At 65.3% G+C, this 15168-nt stretch carries 14 protein-coding genes, 2 tRNA genes and 1 pseudogene; 11 read left to right on the top strand and 6 right to left on the bottom strand.

Annotated elements, in window-relative coordinates:
• Positions 1-154: 154 nt before the first annotated feature.
• A complete protein-coding gene (locus LC060_RS16500) occupies positions 155-778 on the bottom strand; it encodes a c-type cytochrome (RefSeq protein WP_226637541.1) in 624 nt (207 codons plus the stop codon).
• A 281-nt stretch (positions 779-1059) separates the two neighbouring features.
• Between LC060_RS16500 and LC060_RS16495 the strand changes: the two genes are divergently transcribed.
• A tRNA-Leu gene (locus LC060_RS16495) sits at positions 1060-1146 on the top strand.
• Between the two features lie 116 nt (positions 1147-1262).
• On the opposite strand, the gene LC060_RS16490 is transcribed toward LC060_RS16495, so the two are convergent.
• The 3 genes and pseudogenes from LC060_RS16490 to LC060_RS16480 all read right to left on the bottom strand — a co-directional run.
• A complete protein-coding gene (locus tag LC060_RS16490) occupies positions 1263-2123 on the bottom strand; it encodes an NTP transferase domain-containing protein (protein WP_226637539.1) in 861 nt (286 codons plus the stop codon).
• Between the two features lie 75 nt (positions 2124-2198).
• Positions 2199-2747, bottom strand: a complete 549-nt coding sequence (locus LC060_RS16485) for a DUF3426 domain-containing protein (protein WP_226638249.1) — start codon at positions 2745-2747, stop codon at positions 2199-2201.
• Positions 2748-3044: 297 nt separating this feature from the next.
• Positions 3045-3143, bottom strand: a pseudogene (locus LC060_RS16480) (MJ0042-type zinc finger domain-containing protein); the annotation flags it as partial.
• 152 nt (positions 3144-3295) lie between these two features.
• Between LC060_RS16480 and ftsE the strand changes: the two are divergent.
• From ftsE to LC060_RS16460, 4 genes are all read left to right on the top strand, one after another.
• Positions 3296-4009 carry a cell division ATP-binding protein FtsE gene (ftsE, locus tag LC060_RS16475; protein WP_039390437.1) on the top strand — a complete coding sequence of 238 codons (714 nt, stop codon included), beginning with the start codon at positions 3296-3298 and terminating at the stop codon, positions 4007-4009.
• A 61-nt stretch (positions 4010-4070) separates the two neighbouring features.
• A complete protein-coding gene (locus LC060_RS16470) occupies positions 4071-4979 on the top strand; it encodes a cell division protein FtsX (RefSeq protein ID WP_413465136.1) in 909 nt (302 codons plus the stop codon).
• Between the two features lie 79 nt (positions 4980-5058).
• Complete coding sequence (locus LC060_RS16465) at positions 5059-5601, top strand: YdcF family protein (RefSeq protein ID WP_226637535.1); 543 nt, start codon at positions 5059-5061, stop codon at positions 5599-5601.
• Positions 5601-6293 (top strand): lysophospholipid acyltransferase family protein, encoded by a 693-nt coding sequence (locus tag LC060_RS16460; protein WP_226637532.1) that lies wholly within the window; start codon positions 5601-5603, stop codon positions 6291-6293. The genes LC060_RS16465 and LC060_RS16460 overlap by 1 nt, the downstream gene beginning before the upstream one ends.
• Before the next feature lie 141 nt (positions 6294-6434).
• On the opposite strand, the gene LC060_RS16455 is transcribed toward LC060_RS16460, so the two are convergent.
• Positions 6435-8531, bottom strand: a complete 2097-nt coding sequence (locus LC060_RS16455) for a transglycosylase domain-containing protein (RefSeq protein ID WP_226637530.1) — start codon at positions 8529-8531, stop codon at positions 6435-6437.
• 165 nt (positions 8532-8696) lie between these two features.
• Here LC060_RS16455 and LC060_RS16450 point away from each other — a divergent pair.
• From LC060_RS16450 to LC060_RS16435, 4 genes are all read left to right on the top strand, one after another.
• A tRNA-Val gene (locus LC060_RS16450) sits at positions 8697-8772 on the top strand.
• Positions 8773-8938: 166 nt separating this feature from the next.
• Positions 8939-10246, top strand: coding sequence for a tyrosine-type recombinase/integrase (locus tag LC060_RS16445; protein ID WP_148626377.1), 1308 nt, complete (start codon positions 8939-8941; stop codon positions 10244-10246).
• 132 nt (positions 10247-10378) lie between these two features.
• On the top strand, positions 10379-10642 hold the full coding sequence (locus LC060_RS16440) for a hypothetical protein (RefSeq protein ID WP_148626378.1): 264 nt from the start codon (positions 10379-10381) through the stop codon (positions 10640-10642).
• 11 nt (positions 10643-10653) lie between these two features.
• Positions 10654-11322, top strand: coding sequence for a nucleotidyl transferase AbiEii/AbiGii toxin family protein (locus LC060_RS16435; protein ID WP_148626379.1), 669 nt, complete (start codon positions 10654-10656; stop codon positions 11320-11322).
• Between the two features lie 129 nt (positions 11323-11451).
• Here LC060_RS16435 and LC060_RS16430 read toward each other — a convergent pair whose 3' ends face one another.
• Positions 11452-13428, bottom strand: coding sequence for a hypothetical protein (locus tag LC060_RS16430; protein WP_226637522.1), 1977 nt, complete (start codon positions 13426-13428; stop codon positions 11452-11454).
• Positions 13429-13963: 535 nt separating this feature from the next.
• On the opposite strand from LC060_RS16430, the gene LC060_RS16425 reads away from it, so the two are divergent.
• Both LC060_RS16425 and LC060_RS16420 read left to right on the top strand, forming a co-directional pair.
• Positions 13964-14845 carry an ArdC family protein gene (locus LC060_RS16425; protein ID WP_226637520.1) on the top strand — a complete coding sequence of 294 codons (882 nt, stop codon included), beginning with the start codon at positions 13964-13966 and terminating at the stop codon, positions 14843-14845.
• The gene (locus LC060_RS16420) at positions 14842-15126 is read left to right on the top strand and encodes a sigma factor-like helix-turn-helix DNA-binding protein (RefSeq protein ID WP_226637512.1); all 285 of its coding nucleotides are present in this window, start codon (positions 14842-14844) and stop codon (positions 15124-15126) included. The genes LC060_RS16425 and LC060_RS16420 overlap by 4 nt, the downstream gene beginning before the upstream one ends.
• The last annotated feature ends 42 nt before the right edge of the window (positions 15127-15168 follow it).

Raw genomic sequence — 15168 nt, 5'->3', positions numbered from 1 at the left:
GAAAAGTAGGTCCGAGGGCCATCGCCCTCGGGCTCCCCGAACCAGGCGACCTCACCTTTGCCGCGCTGCTCTGGCGGAGAATGGTGAGGTTGCCGATTCCGGGGTCAAGGGGCGATGGCCCCTTGAAAAAGATCCTCCTTCCTTGTCCTTTTTCTCAGCGCTGCTTCTTGAGGTAGTCGATGATCTCCTGGCGCTTGGCCGCGTCCTTGATGCCGGGGAAGCTCATGCGGTTGCCCGGGACCAGCTTGCGCGGGTTTTCCAGCCACTGGTGCAAGGTGGCCTCGTCCATAGTAAGCCCGGCGTTCCTGAGCGCGTCCGAATAGCCGAAGCTGCCCTGGCCCATCGGGTGGCCAAAGGTGCCGAAGAGGTTGGGCCCCAGCTTGTCGGGCGCGCCTTTTTCCGCGTTGTGGCACACCGCGCAGCGCCCGAAGGCGGCGGGCGGGCCTGCTGCAGCGACAGGTTCCGGGCTTGGCGTCGGTGTAGGTGCGGGTTTGGGAGCCGGTGCCGCCTTGGTTTCGGTGGGCGCCGGAGTTGGAGTTGGGCTCGGCTCCGGGCTGGCCTCGGCTTGCGGGGCGGGACTTTCGCTAGGCAGGCTGGTGGGCAGGCTTTCCGGTTCGACGGGGCTCTCGGGCGAGGTGGCACTTGCGCTGGGTTCCGGCGTGGTCGGAGCCTCGCCCTCCTGGCCGCCCGAACAGGCGCAGAGGGCCAGCGCAAGGCCAAGGCCAAGGGCGATGGACGAGGTTACAGAGCCTCGCGAATGGGCGCGTGGATGGCGCATGGTGAAAAAATCTCCCCGTTCATGATCTTTGCGCAGGGTTTCGCATGGAAGGCGCGGCGCTCGATATTGCACTTTGGTCCGCGTCGCCGGGGCAGCCTGAAACTTTTTTTGCGGAGCAATTTTGACCTGAAATGGCGGAAATGCAGGAGTTTTTACCGTGCCGGTGAGGCGAGGGCGCAGGCGCTGCAAAAATAATCGAAACGAATCACTTGCCGGGTCCGGAAAGCCTTGCTAGGGGCGCGCTCCTGCCGAGGGACGCTTTGAAAAGCTCCTCTGATTTAGCGGTCGTGGCGGAATTGGTAGACGCGCAACGTTGAGGTCGTTGTGGGCGAAAGCCCGTGGAAGTTCGAGTCTTCTCGACCGCACCAGGCAGATTTCTGAAAAGAAACGGATAAAAGCCTTCGGGCACCCCTCCCGGGAAACCGGAAGGCCGGTGCCTTTCGGCGTGTCTGCGTGGCGCGCGTGGTGCGTGCAGGGGGGGGCGTCAGGAGGCGCTGAGGGCGGTGTCCTGAACGGTTGCCACCTCGCGCGCGCGCGCCTCAAGTTGATGGCGCACGATGGCGTAGCTCTGCTCGTTTCCGACATCGATGGCCTGGGTGCCGTCCGGCGTGATGACCGCCTCCACACGGGCCTTCAGGCGACGCGAGGCGCGCGCAAGAGCGCCGCTGCGCGTCTCCAGCCCCAATGCCAGCAGGAGCAGGCCCACAAGGCCCATGGCGCGCGCAATGCGCAAGGCCACCCGCACCGAGGCGCGGCGCCCGCGAAAGATCGTGGCAGCTCCCAGGAAGTCCGCGCTGCGCACGCCGTAGAGGTCGCAGGGCGCGAGGTGCCCGTCACGCAAGGTCAGGTAATGCGGTGAGCCGCTGGGGTGGACCGCTTCGACCGCCTCGCGCGGGGCGAGCGCGAGCGCGATGTCGGCACTCTCCAGTGCCGTGACCAGTTGGTCGATGGTCTCGCCGCTCAGGAGCGCATGATCAGCGGTGGTGACGAGAAGCGGGCCATCCCATCCTTGCGCGGCGGCGCGAATGCTCTGGGCAACGTCCTCGCGCGCTTCGATGAGGGTGACCGCGCCCCGGCCGGGCAGGCGGGTGAGTACGTCCCAGACCGGATCGAAGGCCTCCTGCTCGATGCAGATGGCCAGGCTGCCGATCTTGGGGTGCTGCGCGCCGGTCTGCAGGACATGGGCGATCAGCGGGCGTCCGGCGAGGGGGATCAGGCTGCGGTGGCTGACGCCGAAGCGCTCGGACAGCGGGTCAGAAGACGGGCAGCGCTGCCCGGCCAGAACGATCAGGCGGACAGGGCCGGTCTCGGCCACGGTCGTCGGGAGTGGGGGGTGGGAAGGCATGCCCGCTCCCTATGGCGCGGGCGTATGACAGCGGCGTGACCTGCTGACCCGGCAATTCCGGGCGCGGGTGAACGCTTAGTCGGGCTTCCAGCCGATCTCGGCGGTGGTCGCGGCCTTGGGGATGTCGGTCAGGGCCTCGTTGATGGTGATGACTTCACCGGCCGCCAGCTTGCGCGTGGGGGGCACGATTTCCTTTTCGTAGATGATCCGCTCGCGCGCGTCGCGCAGGACGACCAGCAGCGAGGGCACGTAGCGGGTCTCGCTGCCGATGTTGCCGATCGTGCCGCTGACGCTGAAGAAGTCGCTGCCATCGGCAAGGCGCTGGCGGTCCTGGCGTTTGCGCGGAAAATCGAGCTGGAGGTCGGGTTCGCCCTGCCGGAAGGTCTCGTGCGGGGTGGGAATCCAGTTGGGCAGGCCGCCCCAGGCGATGGCGCCGGTCAGGCCCAGTGTTACTACCGCGAAGATCGAGGCTGCGTAGGTGCCGATCTTCGCCCAGTTGCGGCGGGGCTGGAAGGGCGGCGCGAAATCGAAGCTGGAGCTGCGCTCGTCGGCGTAGTGGACCGTGTTCTCGGTGTCGTCGTAGACCGCCGCCGGGGGCTTTCGCAGCGAAGCAGGCGTCGCCATCTCGGCGCGTTCCGCATCGGCCCGGACCTTGGGCTTCGCGGCTGGTCTGGGTGCTGCGCGTGGTGTCGGGGCGGGCGCAGGTGCCGGTGTGGGCGCTGCGGGAGCGGGGGCTGGCGTTGCGGCAACCGGCTCTGGAGCGGGCGGGGGAGGCGCAGCCTCGGGTTCCGGCGCCGGCTGAGGGCTTGGCGCAGGTGCGGCAGCTGGGGGCTGGGCAATGGGAGCCGGTGCCGCTGCCGGGCGGGGCTGTGGAGCGGGCGCGGCCAGATCCTCGGGGGAAGAGCCGTCCTGGTACCAGCTGTGCTTGCACTTGGCGCAGCGGACCGTGCGGCCTTCCACGCCGATAGCGTTATCCGGTACGGCGTAACGCGTAGAGCAGGCTGGGCAGGCGATAATCATACGAGTACCTCATAAGCACCATTCGCGCAGGGACGACAAGCACCCGACTTGTGGGTACGGGGCGTATTGCCCTTTTTTCCACATGGATTGCTCGCTATAGCGCGCGTGGCCGCATCTTTTCGGCCCTGCCAGGACTATTCACAAGAAGACGAATGACTGCCGAGGGCGAAATCATCCACTTCGACAATGTCGGGCTGCGCTATGGCACCGAACGCGAGGTGCTGAGCGACCTGACGTTTACCCTCTATGCAGGGCGCTTCTACTTTCTGACGGGCGCCAGCGGTGCGGGCAAGACGTCGCTGCTGAAACTGCTCTATCTCGCCCAGCGCCCTTCGCGCGGCGCGGTGCGCATGTTCGGCAACGACGCTATCACGCTTTCACGTGCCAGCCTGCCCGCGCTGCGCCGCCGGATCGGCGTGGTCTTTCAGGACTTCCGGCTTGTCCCCCACCTTTCCGCCTTCGACAACGTGGCCCTGCCGCTGCGCGTGGCGGGCCACGGAGAGAAGGACATCGCGGGCCCCGTGCGCGACATCCTCGAATGGGTGGGCCTCTCCGAGCGGATCGACGCGGTGCCCGCCACGCTTTCGGGCGGCGAGCAGCAGCGTATCGCCATTGCCCGCGCGGTGATCGGGCGCCCGGCGGTTCTTGTTGCCGACGAGCCGACCGGCAACGTCGATCCCGAGATGGCGCTCAAGCTTCTGCGCCTGTTCGAGATGCTCAACCGCCAGGGCACGACCGTAGTGGTCGCCACCCACGATCTCGATCTTCTGCGCAAGGTGCCCGACAGCCTGATCATGCGCCTGGAGCGGGGGCGGCTCGCCGACCCGACCGGCGCGCTGCGCCATCCTCCGGCCCGTCGCACATGAGCGGAGCACGCACATGAGCCGCGATGGGACGACACGGCGCGAGCGGCGCCTGGGCCCCTCGATGCTGCACGGTATGCGGCGTCTGGGCGGGGGCGGCGCAGAGCTGATCCCGCAGGGGCGCATGTCCGGGCCCATGCCCTGGGTGATCGCGATCATGGTCGCCCTGACCGCGATCGCGCTCGCCGCTGGGCTTTCCATCGGCAACGCGGTCTCGGCCGCGAAGGCCGAGATCGAGGGCGGCGTCACCATCCAGATCATCGAGCCGCGCGAGGACACCCGGGACCGGCAGACGCGCGAGGTAGCGAAGGCCGTGCAGCAGCTCCCCGGCGTCAGTGGCCTGCGCATCGTGCCGCGCGAGGAGCTCGACAGCCTGATCGAGCCGTGGCTGGGCAGCGGCATCGCGGAAGCGACCGGCTCGGCCATTCCTGTCCCTGCGCTGATCGACGTGCGCCTTGCCACCGGCGCGACGCCGCAGCGGGTCGAGACGATCCGCGCGGCCGCACGGAAGGTGACGGAGGCGGCCCGCGTCGATGCCCAGTCGAGCTGGCTGCGCCCGGTGTTTGAGGCGATGGTCTCGCTCCAGATCCTCGCCATCGCGCTTGTGGCGCTGCTTACCCTGGCGCTGGCGGCCGCGGTGCTTCTGGCGGCGCGCTCGGCGCTGGGCGCCAACCGCGACGTGATCGAGATCGTCCACCTCCTGGGCGGAACCGACAAGCAGGTGGCGCGGGTCTTCCAGCGTTCGATCGGCTTTGATGCCGCGGGCGGCGGCGCTGTCGGGCTGGCCCTGGCGCTGGTCGTCATCGTGCTCCTGGCCCGCCGGTTCGAGGGGCTGGGGGCAGGGCTGGTTGATAACGGCGCGCTGGTCTGGAGCGACTGGCTCCTGCTGGCGCTGGTGCCGATCCTCGCCACGCTTCTCGCCATGATCACGGCCCGCTTCACCGTGCTTCACGCCCTGCGCAAGATGCTCTAGGGCAAAGAGCACTGGTACACGCGGGCAAGTGTCGCCATAAGGCCCGCGAAAGCATTCATCCGCTATTTCCAACAAGGTCATGTTTCGTCGCACCGCCGCCTTTGTCGTGCTTGTCTGGTTCTTCGGCTTCGTCTGGTTCGCCGTGACGCTGCCCGGGCCGATGGCAGGTGCGCCCAAAAGTGACGCGATCATCGTGCTGACGGGAAGCAAGGGGCGCATCGAACATGCGCTTGACGGGCTGGAGAAGGGCGCCGCGCCGCGTCTGTTCGTCTCCGGCGTCGATCCCGAGGTGCGCCCGGTTGAATTCGCGGCCGAATTCAAGGTGCCTGCGCGCACCATGGCGTGCTGCGTGGACCTGGGTTTCGAGGCCTATGACACCCGCTCGAACGGGGTCGAGACCGCGCGCTGGGTGGAGCGGCACAAGGTGCGCACGATCCGTCTGGTGACGGCCGACTGGCACATGCGCCGTGCCGAACTGGAATTGCTGCGCGAACTGCCCGAAGGCGTCGAGGTGCGGCGCGATGCGGTTCGCTCGCGCCCCAGCTTCAGCGCCCTGTTCCTCGAATATCACAAGCTCCTCTGGCGCCTCGCCAGCAATCTGTGGGAGCAATGGAGCCCCTGATGGAAACCCGTTTCGCAGACGTCGTGCGCAGCCTTGCGTTCTACGCCATCTTCTATCCCGGCTCGGTGATCATGGTTTTCCTGGCTCTGCCGTTCGCGGCGCTGGGGGAGCGCCAGATCTGGCTGCTGGCGTACAGTTGGAGCGCCTTTCACCGCTTCTGCTGCCGCTGGCTGCTGGGCATCCGGGTGGAGATAAAGGGGGAATTTCCCGAAGACGGTGTGCTGGTGGCGATGCGCCACGAGAGCTTCTTTGAGGCGATCGAACTGCCGTTGCTGACGCCCTGGCCCACGCCTTTTCCCAAGTCCGAACTTCTCAAGATACCGGGCTGGGGCTGGGCTCTCTCGCGTTTTGGCGTGGTCGCGGTCGAACGCGCGGGCGGAGCGGCGTCTCTTCGCCGGATGATCACGACCGCGCGCGGGTTCGCGGCCAGGGGACGCCAGCTGGTGATCTTCCCGGAAGGCACGCGCATGCCGACGGGTGCCACCGCGCAGCTGCGTTCGGGATTTGCCGGAACCTACAAGATGCTCGGCCTTCCGGTCGTCCCCGTCGCGGTCGACAGTGGGCGGCTCTATCATCGCGTCTGGAAGAAGGCGGGGACGATCACCTACACGCTGGGCGAACGCATCGAGCCGGGTCTGCCCCGCGGCGAGATCGAGGCGCGCGTCGGCGCGGCGATCACCACACACCACTAAAGGTAGGACGAAGATTTCCGAGGGCCATTGCCCTCGGGTTCCCCAAACTGTCGAGCTCACCTATGGCGCGCCGCGGTGGCGGATAATGGTGAGGTCGCCAATTTTCGGGGTCAAGGGGCGATGGCCCCTTGAATCATCCCTTCACGGCCCTTCAGGGGGCGGAGCTTCGGCCTCCCGCTCGATCCTCCGGCGCGCCTCCTCCAGCGTCCGCTCGCCCTGGAAGCGCAGGCCCTCGCTGTCGAGCTGGATATCGAGAGGCAACCCGTTGAGGTCGGTGGTGATGATCGCGGTGCCGTCCTCGATGCGCAGGCGATTGCCTTCGCCCAGCGGCAGGCCGCCGTCGGGGATCTGGTCGAGCCCTTCGATGTCGAGCGGCTGCACCGGGCCTTCGGGGCGCGGCTTGGGGGCAGCGGGCGCGGCGCGCTCGCCCAGCGCCTGCTGCATGAAGCTGCGCCAGATGCGCGCGGGGGTCGAGCCGCCCGACACGCGCCCGAGCGGGGAATTGTCGTCGTTGCCGACCCATACGCCCACCACGTAATCGCCCGCATAGCCTACGAACAGAGCGTCGCGGTTTTCCTGGCTCGTGCCGGTCTTGCCAAAGTTGGGCGAGCGCAGCATCGCCGCGCGCCCCGTTCCCCGGTTGATCGCGGCGCGCAGCATCTTCTCCATTGCCGCGTGCTGCGACTTGGAGAGGCTGTGCTTGCCATCGAGCAGGCGTGCAAACCAGCCCTTCTCTTCGACCGGGAAGGCGCGCGGTTCGACCGGGAAGCTGTTGGCGGCAACGCCGGCATAGGCGGCCGTCAGTTCGATCAGTGGCATCGTTGCGGTCCCCAGCGCCAGGCTGGGATCGCCTTCGGGGAGGTCTTCTGTGACCCCAAGGCGCCGCGCAGTCTTGATGACCTTCTCATCGCCCACCTGCTGGAACAGGCGCACGGCCGCGACATTGCTCGACCGCGCGAAGGCGTCCTCCAGCGTGATCGTGGGCGAGTAGTGCCCCCCTGAGTTCTTGGGGCGGTAGCCGCCGGTCTCGATGGCCGCGTTCGAGATCGTGTCCTCGGGGCTCCAGCCGTTCTGGAGCGCGGCAAGATAGACGAACAGCTTGAAGGTGGAGCCGGGCTGCCGCTTGGCCTGCGTCGCGCGGTTGAACGGGCTCTTGGCGTAGTCCTTGCCCCCGATCATCGCGACGACTTCCCCATTGCGGCGCATGGCGACGAGCGCGACCTGGGCGGAGCCCAGTGCGGCGCTGTCGATGGCGCGCCGGGCGGCCAGTTGCAGCCGCGCATCGAGCGTCGTCGTCAGCGTCTGCGCGGCATAGCCCTGTTCGGTCAGGCTGCGTGCCTGGGGCAGTGCCCAGTCGGCGAAGTAGGTGCCGGTGGGAAGGTCGTTGCCGTCGCGCACGTCGAGCGGGGGAGGGGGAATGGCGGCAGCTTCCTCGCGCGTCATGTAGCCGGCATCGACCATCGCGGCGAGGACCACGCGCATGCGCTTTTCGGCGGCCTCGTAGTGGTTGGTGGGCGCGAGGCTCGAGGGCGCCTTCATCAGTCCGGCCAGCATCGCCGCCTGCCCGGGGAGCAGGCGTTCGGGGCGACGGTGGAAGTAGTGCATCGAGGCTGCGCGCAGGCCGTAGGTGTTGTCGCCGTAATAGGCGTTCGAAAGGTAGCGCTCGAGGATCTCGTCCTTGCTCAGCCAGGCCTCCAGCCAGAACGCGATGAGCGCCTCGCGCGCCTTGCGCGTCAGGCTCTGTTCGGGCGAGAGGAAGGTGAACTTGGCGAGCTGCTGGGTGATCGTGCTGCCGCCCTGCGTGGTCCCGGTCGTAAGGTTGGTCCAGGCCGCGCGCGCGATGCCGTAGGGGTCGATCCCCCAGTGTTCGTAGAAGCGCCGGTCCTCGGTCGCGATGAAGGCCTGCTTGACGTGGTCGGGCAGGTCGGCGGCCTTCACGGGCGCGGCGACAATGGCCCCGTTGCGCGCGATCGGTGTGCCGTCGGCGGCCAGCAGCGTGATCTGCGGGGGCGAGACGGGCTGGAGCGACTTGGAGAGCGGGGCGGTAAAGGCCAGCCAGCCGATCAGGAGCAGGAAGGCAAAGAGGACGCCAGCGACCCCGCGCGAGATCCACCACCAGCGCGAACGCCCGGCGCGCGGCGTTTCGGGCGCAGCGTCCGCGCCCGGGGCATTGTCGGAAAGAGGCTGGGTGTCCGCGACCGGCTCAGTCGGTTCGGGAGCGCGCTTGAATCTGAACATGGCCTCGTCACGAATACACGATCGGGCGCGCAGGCGCACCACCTCGTCTTGCGCGATACCGTGGAGAACCTTTCGCGCAGCCGAACAGCCCCGCCACGCAAGAGAGCTTGACGCCCTCGCAAAATGGCGTAATGGGCACCTCTTGTGCGGCGCAATAGCGCCTGCGGGCGGTTAGCTCAGTTGGTAGAGCATCTCGTTTACACCGAGAGGGTCGGGGGTTCGAGCCCCTCACCGCCCACCATGGATTACACCTCATCACATCTCACTGAGCGTTGTAACCCGCAGAAAACTGCGATATTTTTAGGGCCTTCCTGCTCATCGCGTCCGCCGCCATCTCATGACTGCCCATCCTTTTGGGGCATATTTGGGGGCCTCGCGATTCTCAATTCGGGACGAGGCCCCCAATCATGTCGCTCACCGACTTTACCATCAAGAACGCGAAACCCCAGGCGAAAACCTACAAGCTGGGTGACGGCGCCGGTTTGTACCTTCAGGTCAACCCGTCCGGAAGCAAGCTGTGGCGGATGAAATACCGCTGGGAGAAGCGCGAGAAGAAGCTGGCCATTGGCCCTTATCCGCTCATCTCGCTGGCCGAGGCACGCGCCAGACGCGACCAGGCCCGCCTGCAACTTCTCGAAGGCATTGATCCTTCGCGCGAGAAGATCCTCGCCAACTATCTGGCACAGGCCAGCGGTGATGATCCTTTCGGCAAGGTTGCCCAGGAGTTCATCGACAAGCGGCGGCGTGAGGGCATGTCGGAATCGACGGCAACGAAAAGCGAATACTACATCACCCGGCTTGGCTCGGCGATCTCGCGGCTGCCGATCGGCGCAATCACCACGATCGAAATTCTCGTCGCGCTGCGGCGGATCGAGGCCAAGGGCAATTACGAGACGGCCAAGCGCGTCCTGCAGCTTGCCGGGCGCGTCTTTCGCTATGGGGTCGCAACCGCCCGGATTGTCTCCGATCCCACGCGCGACCTGCGCGGCGCGCTCATCGCGCCTCGTCCCAAGCATTACGGTGCGATCGTCGAGGCCGACCGGGTCGGTGAACTGCTGCGCGCCATCGACGGCTACGACGGGCAGGAACTGACCCGGCTTGCCATGCAGATCCTCCCGCACGTCTTTGTGCGCCCAGGCGAACTGCGCCATGCGGAATGGCACGAAGTCGACTTCGATGCCGCGATCTGGACCATTCCGACCGAGAAGATGAAGATGCGCCGTGCGCATCAGGTGCCCCTCTCACGCCAGTCCATCGAGATCCTGTGCCGGGTCGAGGAGATTTCAGGGCCGACTGGCTATGTCTTCCCCTCGATCCGCAGTCGGCGGCGACCGATGAGCGAGAACACGATCAATGCGGCCCTGCGCCGTCTTGGTTTCTCGGGCGACGAGATGACGGCGCATGGCTTTCGGGCGATGGCAAGCACGCTCCTGAATGAATCAGGGCAGTGGTCGCCCGATGCCATCGAGCGCGCGCTGGCCCATGGCGACAGCAACAAGGTGCGTGCTGCCTATCATCGCGGCATGCACTGGAAAGAGCGCGTCGAAATGGCGCAGTGGTGGTCCGACAATCTCGATACGCTCCGCAAGGCCGGTGCGAAACGGACTGCTGGCGCGCAGCGGCCTGGGTCTGCTAAGGCGTCACAAGCGCGCCGTAGTGACAGGGGGCGGGAGGACATCCGCCCTCGCGACCGCGACAGGAGATCTGCTTACTGATCCCAGGCCGGATACGGTTTGCTGCGAAGGGCGTGATGCAGTGTTGGAACCCGGTAGCTCCTATACTCGTTCTTGTTTTGTCAACCGAGACAATCTATATCAATTGAGCTGATAACAGAAAGCGTGGGTCCGATGACCAGGGTAGCGAAGAAAGTGCTGACGACAGTCAACGCTCCTTATGGGGCGAACCTTTCTGCGCACCAGCTTGCCGAAAAACTTGTCAGCTCAGATAGCGTGGACACTTTTGACGCGTCGGTTTTCGCCTTCTTTTCAGAGGTTAATCCCCCCCTGCAGAAGGCATTTATCGCGGATATGGGTGTGGACGAAGGCAAAGTCCATGTCATCGCGAATGCATTCGCGCAAAAGTCCGGATTTCCACTGGCGCTTGCTGCCTGACTTAGCGAATCATGCAGCAGCCTAGCCAGTGGGGCACGCTGTTTGATGCGGCGGTGGCGACGATTGAAAAAGCCGAAAGTGTAATCGGGCACAGGTTTCTGTGGAGCTTCGGTGGCGGAACGGCCCTGATGCTGCAGATCGATCATCGTGAAAGCCATGATGTGGATCTGTTTCTCGATGACCCACAAGTGCTGCCTTTCCTGAATCCGATCACGCAGGACTACACCATAGATCGCGAGCCGGACGACTATGAGGTCGATGGCGCGCGAATGATCAAGTTGATTTACGATGACGTTGGCGAAATAGACTTCATTTGCTGCGCTGATATCACTGAAAATAGTGCAAAATCGACCGAAATCCGCGGTGTGAAGGTCAAGCTAGAAACACCCGCAGAGATCGTCGGTAAGAAGGTCTTCTACAGGGGAGCGAGCCTGCAGCCACGTGACATGTTTGATATTGCCGCTGTAGCCCAAGCTTTAGGGACTGAGTATGTACTCGGCGCACTGCAGGAGGCTGGCGCGGACAAATGCAAGACTGCCCTAGCAGCTGCGCACCGTTTTGATGCGGACGCTGCGTACAAAGTGATCTCCCGGCTGATGCATCGCGAGAGCACGAAAGATCTCGTTCCTTCGGCTCGTCAGACTACAATCGATTTGCTGACGCAGGCATGTGATCACTGAAAAGTGCCTTGGCGATAAAAAATGGCGCTTATTCAACGCACACATTAAAAATGCAGCTGATCGATCTGGTCGAGAACCTCTCGTGCTCAATCTCATATGTTACGCTCGCACCACATGTACCTCGGGAAATCAGGCTGCGAGCCAAACCTGATTGAGAATCTGTGCGGCGAGAGCGGACTTGTCCTGCGGAAGGAAGCGCCCGTAGTGCTTGGCGACCATGTCGGGCGTGTCCTGGATCGCGTAGCTCGCGCGCTCGTATGACCCCGTCTGCTTGAGGATGTGGGTTGCAAGGACGTCGCGGATGTTGTGCGGCCCGTGCGGAAGCAGTCCCTTGATCACGCCTCTTTGTGTGTAGGGATTGTAGATGCCGTAGCGCTGTATCACGAGTCGCCAGGCCTCGTAGAAGGTGTTCTGGTCGTATTCTGCGGTTCGACTGGTGACCTTGGTGGTCTTGACGAAGAAGGTGCCCGGATCGGCGATTGTGCCGAGCAGCACCGGGCGGTGGCGACGGATAAATTCGTCGATGTGCCGGTGCAGGCCTCCCAGATCCGGCAAGACGAGGCGGAACGGGCGGCCATCGAAGAACGAGGACCCCGCGTTCTTGAAGGCGTTGGCGGGGATGACGACTTCCCAGCCATGGTCGCGTTCGCTCCAGCGGATCTCGCCACGCTTCAGCGCTTCGAGCTGACGCTCGGACCGGGGCAGCCGGTCACGCGGGCAGACCATCAACTGACGCAGGTTCTTCTGCCGCAATCCCAGATGCAGGCCGAGGCGAATGAGCAGGAACGCGCGCGCAGCTTCCGCCGCCGCGCGCGGATAGCGATCGGGATCGGGCGCCAGCCGCAGAACTTCGTCGGCGATCTTGCGGTACTCGCCCACCGGGCTGTCCGCTTCGAGAACGGGCAGGATGGGCTCGAACGGATCGCGATGCACGCGCGCGACGCGCTCGATTTCCTTGGCCCGGGCGACGGCGTGCGCGTGGAGCCGGTCGCAGGCCGTATCCCAGTCCTGCCGCGTGGCCTCAACGTCGGCCGCGCTCAGTAGGCCCTCGATAGGCAGAAGCCGCATTGCCAGTTCGGGCATCTGGCGCAACCATCCGGTACGCTTGCGGGTCAGTGCCGCTCCGAGGCGCAGCATGTCCACTTCCCAGCGGGTGAAGAAGCCGCGCCGTGCCTCGCGCCACTGGATGTACCAGTCCCAGGTTCGCGGAAAAACGAGCAGGGCCAGCGTGAGCTGCTCTGCGGGAACGCCGAGACCCGCGACGGCGTCATCCGGGGCTGCGTGCATGGCGCCGAACAGAAGGCCCAGGTGCTCCACCTTCTGTTGAATGGTCTCCTCGTTCCAGACCCCGTTCCGGTGAAAGCCGATGTCGGTGAGCGTGCTCGACTTGAATCGGATGAGTTCCGCCAGTTCGGCGGTGAGGCGCGGCGGAGCCTCCTTCGCCGTGCGGGTAAGGCTGGTGCCGGGATGCGCGTCGCCGCCTTCGCTCTGGTCATTTATCGGTGCCGGTCGGCCTTGAGGCTTGCGTCCGGTCAGCGAAGGGAACCGCAGGCCATAGCGCAGCTTGGCGGCATCGGCCTGATAGCGTCGATATTCGGTCGAACCGGAAATGATGACGGTGCGGACCCATTCGAGGATTTCCGCCCGCTCCTTGCGCGAGCGCTGGGCGAAATCGTCCGGCAAATGCCAGGACAGGCGGCGCTGTTCGGCCGGGGCAATGCCGCGCACCGCGTGATCGGCGGGCGCGCGCCCAAGATGCGGCAGCTTCGCCTTGAAATAGCCGTGAGGTAGCCCGTAGCGCGCCTCGATGCGCGCAAGCACGTCCAGGCTCGCGACGTTGCGGGGCAGACGCTTGCCCAGGCTCCAGCCTTTGAGCGTGTCGGCATGGAAGGTCTCGCCGGGGCGAATGATCGCGCGATGGAGAAGAAGGCTCGTTTCGTTGAAGCGTTTCATGTGAAGGCGCAGCGCTTCGTCGAAGCTGTCCGGTTCCTCCCATTCCTGGAACAGGGCAACGGGATGTTCGGCCGGTTGCCTGCGCTTGGCTCCCCGTTTTTCCTGACTGGGCTTTGGGGCCGCTGTTGGTTTCTGGGAGCTGGGGCGGGGCATGGGATTCTTTCGGCCAGGGTGTGAGGCTTGCCGGGCGAGTGAAGCCCGATCGCGAGGGCGCGGGCCTATTCCTCAACGAGGTGACTAAGTCACTATGCTGGAATGAAAATTCAGAGAGTATCTTGGGGTTCGATGTTAGTAGCAGGTTGTAGGCGGGGGCTGACCCGCGCCTGCGGCGCGGCCGGGCTCTATTTCGCTCGCTCTCAACCGAGCCACCGGCTGCGCCGCCGTCTCGTCGGCAGAGCCGTGACGATCCCTGTCAGGTTGCGGACTGCCCTTGGCATCCCGTCAATGGTCCCCGCGCATGAGGCGCGGCGGCGTTGAGCCTTGACGGCTCCGTGGTGGCGGGGGGCGTCGCTGCCCTCTAGCCCCGCCTCGACGGCGCGCAACCCGTCCGCTGCGCTGCCGGGTGCTCCTCTTCGTTTCGCCCCTTCGGGTGCGCCCCGCCTTCAGCCGGCGGGGCTTCTGGTCTGCTCCTGCCGCCCCCCGCCACCCTGGCGCCGGTCAATGGCGGTTGAGGAAAGGAGCAGGAGTTATGGCCGACCGTCAGAGCCTTTATGGCGAGGTTACCGCACGTGTGATCGCCGAGCTGGAAGAAGGACGCCTTCCGTGGGTGCAGCCTTGGGACAAGGCCCGGTGCGTATGTACGATGCCGCACAACGCGGTGTCCGGACGGGAGTACTCCGGAATTAATGTGCTGATCTTGTGGTGCGAGGCCGTGGAGCGTCAGTTCACGTCGCAGCGCTGGCTTACCTACAAGCAGGCCGAGAAGGCAGGCGGGCATGTCCGGCGGGGCGAGAAAGGCACAGTCATTTGTTATGCCGACCGCTTCACCCCCAAGGACGAGGCCGCGAAGGCCGCTGGAGAGGACCGCGAGGCACGCACGATTGCCTTCCTGAAGCGCTTCACGGCGTTCAATCTCGATCAGATCGAGGGGCTGCCCGAAAAGTATGCGGAAGAAGCGGTGGCGCCTGATCCCGTGATGGCGATAGCCGAGGTGGACAGGCTGATCACCGCCAGCGGTGCCGACTTCCGGATCGGCGGGAGCGAAGCGTTCTATTCGCCCAAGCAAGACTATGTGCAGGTGCCCCCGCAGGCGGCCTTCCATGAGCCGGTGAACTGGTTTCGCACGGCACTGCACGAGCTTGGCCATTGGGCTGGCGGCAAGGGACGGCTGGAGCGCGATCAGAGCGGCAAGTTCGGTTCGGCCTTGTACGCCAAGGAGGAACTGGTCGCCGAAATGACCTCCGCCTTTGCCTGCGCGTCGCTGGGCATCGAGCCCACGGTTCGCCATTCCGATTACATTGGGGCGTGGCTTGAAGTCCTGCGCGCCGACGAGAAGGCGATCTTCCGGGCGGCAAGTGCAGCCAGCAAGGGCGCTGACTACCTCCTTGCTTTCGGGGAGGACGTGGCATGATGCGGCGTTTCTATCAGCTGGAGCAGGCTATCCGCGAAGCGTTCCTGCGCGATGCCTTCCCCGAGTACGAGGATCCGCAGTTGCGGCGGATAGCGCGGGCCGTTCATTCGCTGCCCCGCTTCCACCGTCAGCTGTTCTGCCTCGTGCGCTACGAGAACTGGTCCTACGACGAGATCGCCGCGCGCTTCGATATCAGCGTGCGCAGGGTGGAGATCGAGATGGGCCGTACCTTCTTCATGTTGAGCCAGTCGCTGGATCGGCAGAAGCGCAAGGGCTGGTGAGCAAACGGGCGCGCCCGCTGGTGCGGGCGCGCCCGACTCCAG

The organism is Novosphingobium profundi, assembly GCF_020524485.1.
Taxonomy (GTDB): domain Bacteria; phylum Pseudomonadota; class Alphaproteobacteria; order Sphingomonadales; family Sphingomonadaceae; genus Novosphingobium; species Novosphingobium profundi_A.
This window is presented reverse-complemented; position numbering and strand designations above follow the sequence as displayed.

Coding starts and splice junctions, on each gene's coding strand:
- LC060_RS16500 (WP_226637541.1), bottom strand. CDS start 778: ATGCGCCATCCACGCGCCCATTCGCGAGGCTCTGTAACCTCGTCCATC.
- LC060_RS16490 (WP_226637539.1), bottom strand. CDS start 2,123: ATGCCTTCCCACCCCCCACTCCCGACGACCGTGGCCGAGACCGGCCCT.
- LC060_RS16485 (WP_226638249.1), bottom strand. CDS start 2,747: ATGGCGACGCCTGCTTCGCTGCGAAAGCCCCCGGCGGCGGTCTACGAC.
- ftsE (WP_039390437.1), top strand. CDS start 3,296: ATGACTGCCGAGGGCGAAATCATCCACTTCGACAATGTCGGGCTGCGC.
- LC060_RS16470 (WP_413465136.1), top strand. CDS start 4,071: ATGCTGCACGGTATGCGGCGTCTGGGCGGGGGCGGCGCAGAGCTGATC.
- LC060_RS16465 (WP_226637535.1), top strand. CDS start 5,059: ATGTTTCGTCGCACCGCCGCCTTTGTCGTGCTTGTCTGGTTCTTCGGC.
- LC060_RS16460 (WP_226637532.1), top strand. CDS start 5,601: ATGGAAACCCGTTTCGCAGACGTCGTGCGCAGCCTTGCGTTCTACGCC.
- LC060_RS16455 (WP_226637530.1), bottom strand. CDS start 8,531: ATGTTCAGATTCAAGCGCGCTCCCGAACCGACTGAGCCGGTCGCGGAC.
- LC060_RS16445 (WP_148626377.1), top strand. CDS start 8,939: ATGTCGCTCACCGACTTTACCATCAAGAACGCGAAACCCCAGGCGAAA.
- LC060_RS16440 (WP_148626378.1), top strand. CDS start 10,379: ATGACCAGGGTAGCGAAGAAAGTGCTGACGACAGTCAACGCTCCTTAT.
- LC060_RS16435 (WP_148626379.1), top strand. CDS start 10,654: ATGCAGCAGCCTAGCCAGTGGGGCACGCTGTTTGATGCGGCGGTGGCG.
- LC060_RS16430 (WP_226637522.1), bottom strand. CDS start 13,428: ATGCCCCGCCCCAGCTCCCAGAAACCAACAGCGGCCCCAAAGCCCAGT.
- LC060_RS16425 (WP_226637520.1), top strand. CDS start 13,964: ATGGCCGACCGTCAGAGCCTTTATGGCGAGGTTACCGCACGTGTGATC.
- LC060_RS16420 (WP_226637512.1), top strand. CDS start 14,842: ATGATGCGGCGTTTCTATCAGCTGGAGCAGGCTATCCGCGAAGCGTTC.